The 4,428-nt window shown below is 74.2% G+C and carries 3 protein-coding genes; 2 read left to right on the top strand and 1 reads right to left on the bottom strand.

Annotated features, from left to right (window positions below; translation table 11 throughout):
* Nucleotides 1-1,303 (bottom strand): Gfo/Idh/MocA family oxidoreductase (locus HGA02_RS11425; protein ID WP_168679114.1); only part of this gene is annotated, 1,303 nt, incomplete at its 3' end.
* A gap of 268 nt (nt 1,304-1,571) precedes the next feature.
* On the opposite strand from HGA02_RS11425, the gene arfA reads away from it, so the two are divergent.
* Entirely contained in the window at nt 1,572-3,095 is a 1,524-nt protein-coding gene (gene arfA, locus HGA02_RS11420) for an arabinosylfuranosidase ArfA (RefSeq protein WP_168679113.1), read from the top strand.
* A 243-nt stretch (nt 3,096-3,338) separates the two neighbouring features.
* Complete coding sequence (locus HGA02_RS11415; RefSeq protein WP_168679112.1) at nt 3,339-4,409, top strand: hypothetical protein; 1,071 nt, start codon at nt 3,339-3,341, stop codon at nt 4,407-4,409.
* Nucleotides 4,410-4,428: the final 19 nt, after the last annotated feature.

Raw genomic sequence — 4,428 nt, 5'->3', positions numbered from 1 at the left:
CGCGCAGGTGCCGCCGGAAGACGTCCTTGAGCAGGATCGCGTCGCCGCCGCCGTGCCCGCCGATGCCCGCGGGGATCTCGTACTCGGCGGGCGCCTCCCAGTGCCGCTGCACGAGCAGCCGCTCGCCCTCGGGCCGCAGCCCGCCGGCGGCGATCCCCTCGGGCGTGGCGGACGGGTCGAGCACGACCTTGCCGTCGTCGCCGACGAGCACCGCGCCGCGCTCGACGACCTCGAGCTCCGCACGCCCCTCGGTCCCGTTGACGGTGACCCGGTACCCCTCCCACGGGCTGTGCGCGTTGAGCGAGTACGTGAGCGTCGCGCCCGAGCGGTAGTCGACGACGAGGGCCATGTTGTCCTCGATCGTGATGCCGGGGCCGAAGACGTCCTGGTCGCGCAGGTAGCCGTCGTGGTGCTCGGCGTCGAGGTAGAGCGCCTTGAGCCGCGGGTCGTCGTTGAGGTCGAGCGCGAACGGGTCGCCGGTCGTGCCGGTGCCGCGCGACGGACGCGGCGCGAGGCCGCGCGCGGCGGCGTTGCGCTCGCCGTAGAACTTGAGGCCGCCCGACGCGTAGACGCGCGACGGGACGTCGTCGAGCCACCAGTTGACGAGGTCGAAGTGGTGGCTCGACTTGTGCACCAGCAGGCCGCCCGAGTTCTTCTTGTCGCGGTGCCAGCGGCGGAAGTAGTCGGCGCCGTGCACGGTGTCGAGCGCCCACTCGAAGTGCACGCTCGTGACCTCGCCGATCTGGCCGGACTGGATCACCTGCCGCAAGGAGGAGTTCCGCGGGGCGTAGCGGTAGTTGAACGTCATGACGACGTCGCGGCCCGTGTCGGCGACGGCACCGGTGATGCGGCGGCAGCCCGCACGGTCGGTGGTCAGGGGCTTCTCGACGACGACGTCGGCGCCGGCGGCGAGCGCGCGCGCGACCAGGTCGGCGTGGGTGTGGTCGGGGGCCGTGACGACGACCGTGTCGACGCGCTGCTCCTCGATCATCTTCTCGAGGCCCTCGGGCGTGTACCGCGGCAGACCCGCGGGCCCGTCGTGGCCGGTCGCGCGGCCGACCTCGGCGTCGTAGTAGTCGATGCGGCCGGGGTTCGGGTCGAGCCACGCGACGAGGGTCGCGACGTCGGCGTGCTCGCCGGTGATCGCCGCGACGTACATGCCCGCCCGGTGACCCGTGCCGGCCACCGCGAACCGGCGCTGCTGTCCGGGCGGTGCGGGCGCGAAGTCCGGGACGACGCCCTGCGACGCGACGGTGCTGGCGCTGGAGGCGGGACGGGGGGCGGTGGGGTTCTGGTCGACCACGAAGATCCTCTGCTCTCGGTGCGACGTCGCACCGGTGTTGGGAAAGCGCGTTCCGTGAGTCCTAGCCTAAGTCGGCGCGCGGGCGGGCGCCAGGGTCTGGGACCATCGTCGAATCGATCCGGGCCGATCGTCGGCGAGGATCGTCGAATCGATCCGTGCCGGTCGTCGGCGGGACTTCCGCGCCGGGGCAGGCGCGGGTTAGGCTCGCTTCTACAACGTTGCACGAACCGCCTGACGCCGCCGTCGGGCACCACACCAGGAGAGCCCGATGTCCCAGCGCGCCACCGTCCTGCTCCACCCCGACTTCCGCGTCGGGCCGATCGACCGCCGCGTCTTCGGCTCGTTCGTCGAGCACCTCGGCCGCGCCGTCTACACCGGCATCTACGAGCCCGGTCACGCGACCGCCGACGAGCACGGCTTCCGCCGCGACGTCGCCGACCTCACGCGCGAGCTCGGCGTCACCATGGCCCGCTACCCCGGCGGCAACTTCGTCTCCAACTACGACTGGGAGGACGGCGTCGGCCCGGTCGAGGAGCGCAAGCCCTTCATCGACCTCGCCTGGCGCACGATCGAGCCCAACACCATCGGCACCGACGAGTTCCTCCAGTGGGCCGAGCGCGAGGGCATCGAGCCGATGATGGCCGTCAACCTCGGCACCCGCGGCGTCGCCGCCGCCGCCGCGCTCGTCGAGTACTGCAACGGCGAGGCGGGCTCGCGCTGGGCCGACCTGCGCATCGCCAACGGCCGCGAGAAGCCGTACGGCGTGCGTCTGTGGTGCCTCGGCAACGAGATGGACGGCCCGTGGCAGATCGGCCACAAGACCGCCGACGAGTACGGCAAGCTCGCCGCCGAGGCCGGCAAGGCCATGAAGCTCGTCGACCCGACCATCGAGCTCGTCGCGTGCGGCTCGTCGTCGATGCAGATGGACACGTTCGGCGAGTGGGAGCGGACCGTCCTCGAGCACACCTGGGACGTCGTCGACCACATCTCGATGCACGCGTACTACGAGGAGCTCGACGGCGACCGCGCGTCGTTCCTCGGCTCCGGCACCGCGATGGACCGCTTCATCCGCCGCGTCGTCGCGTCCGCCGACGCCGTGGGCGCCCGCCGCCGCTCCGACAAGCAGATCACCATCTCGTTCGACGAGTGGAACGTCTGGTACCTGCAGTCGCGCTTCGTCGGCGAGAAGAACCTCCCGCTGCAGCGGGACGCGCCGCGCATCATCGAGGACGTCTACTCCGCGCTCGACGCCGTCGTCGTCGGCGACCTGCTCGTCACGCTGCTCAACCACGCCGACCGCGTGCCCGTCGCGTGCCTCGCCCAGCTCGTCAACGTCATCGCGCCGATCATGACCGAGCCCGACGGCCCCGCGTGGCGCCAGCCGACGTTCGCGCCCTTCGCGACGACCGCCCGCCTGGCCCGCGGCACCGCGCTCGACCTGCGCGTCACCACGCCGACCGTCACGACCGCCCAGCACGGCGACGTGCCCGTCGTCACCGCCGCCGCGACGCTCGACGGCACCGAGGGCGCCGTGTTCCTGGTCAACCGGTCCGCCGAGCCCGTCGAGGTCGAGCTCGCGCACCCCGGCGTGACGCTGACGCTCGACCGCGGCGTGCAGGTCACCGCCGACCACGAGGCCGCCGTCGAGGGCCCCGACCACGCCGCCCGGGTCATCGCCGAGCACGTGTCCGAGGTCGACGCCCCGGTGACGTCCGCCGAGTCCGGCCGCACGGTCCTCACCCTGGCCCCCGAGTCCTGGCTCGCCCTGCCCGTCACGCTCACCCGCCTCTGACGCGACGGGCCGGCGCCCCGGCCCGCCCCCGCACGCCGAGAGCGGCACAAGGCCCCGAGACCGCGACATCCGTGTCGCCGCCTCGGGGCCTTGCCGCTCCCACGCGACACTCCCTGCTGCCCTCTCGGCATCGACCGCGACGGCCAGGTCCGCCGCGGCGTGCGCGTCGCGGGAGCGAGCGGGAGCATCGGTGCGAAGGCTGGTCGACGCAGGTGGACCAGCGAGGTGCGGGAGGTGCGCCAGATGCCCGGAGCCGTCCGCCGACCCTCGGACCCGCGCGAGACAGGCACGGCGGCGTCGCCGGTGGTCCCCGAGCGGGCGGCCCGCGAGGACGACGAGCCGCCGCCTCCACCGACCGACGAGGACGACCTGCCGGGCGACATCCCCGTCGTCGCGCGATGGTGCGCCGGCGGACTCGCCGCGGTCGCGGGCGTCGTCGGCGCGGTCGCGGTCTTCCGGACGGACAACGGCGTCGGGGCGGCCGCGCTGCTCCTCGTCGCCGTCTTCCTCACGATGACCGCGGTCGACGGGCGGTTCCCGCGCCTCCGGATCGGCGACAACGAGGTCGTCTCGAACCTGCGCCGCGCGGTCCGCCAGACCAAGGGCACCGCCGAGCAGGCGAAGCACCAGGCGGACGACGCCACCTACAACAGCACCGAGGTCATGGAGGGGCTCGCGGCCGCGCGCGACGGGCTCGAGGAGGTGCGCGCCCGGCTCGCCGTGCTCGAGCAGCGCGGTGGACCCTCGGCCGAGGGCCGCCCGTCACCGGTCGGACCGGGTCCGGGCCGCCCGTCGGGCGACGTCTCCTTCGACATCCCGCTCGGGCTGCCGTCGGACGACGCCCCGCCCGCCGGCACGGGCACCGGGCGGGCCGCGCCACCGGGGCTCCCGGACGACCTCCGCGACCTGGCGGAGCGCTACAAGACCGTGCGGTGGACGACGCCCCGGAGCCCGGAGCGCACCCGCGCGATGGAGGGGATCGCGCGCGAGATGGTGCGCGCGGCGAGCGCGTCGGACGTCGACGTGACTCCCCTGCTGGGCTCGCCCGACCTCGGCCTGCGGCTCGTCGCGGCGTGCGGGCTCTACGCGCGCCCGGACGGGAGCGCGGTCGCGCGGCTCGCCGAGCAGGCGTTGTCCGACCGCAAGCCGTTCAACGAGTACTGGTCGCTCCAGGCGCTGCGGCGGTGCCTGCCGGGCCGGTGCGCGTCGCTCACCCCGGACCTCCGACGACGGCTCGACGCCCGGGCCGAGGCGGTCGGCCGCACCGGGGATCGCGGCCGCGTCATCGAGGCCGTCCTGCGCGACTGCCCCTGAGTGCGCGGCGCGGGCGCCA

Origin of the sequence: Cellulomonas septica (assembly GCF_012396155.1) — a bacterium.
GTDB lineage: Bacteria > Actinomycetota > Actinomycetes > Actinomycetales > Cellulomonadaceae > Cellulomonas > Cellulomonas septica.
Note: the sequence above shows the minus strand (reverse complement) of the source record. Positions and strands in the feature narration are given on the sequence as shown.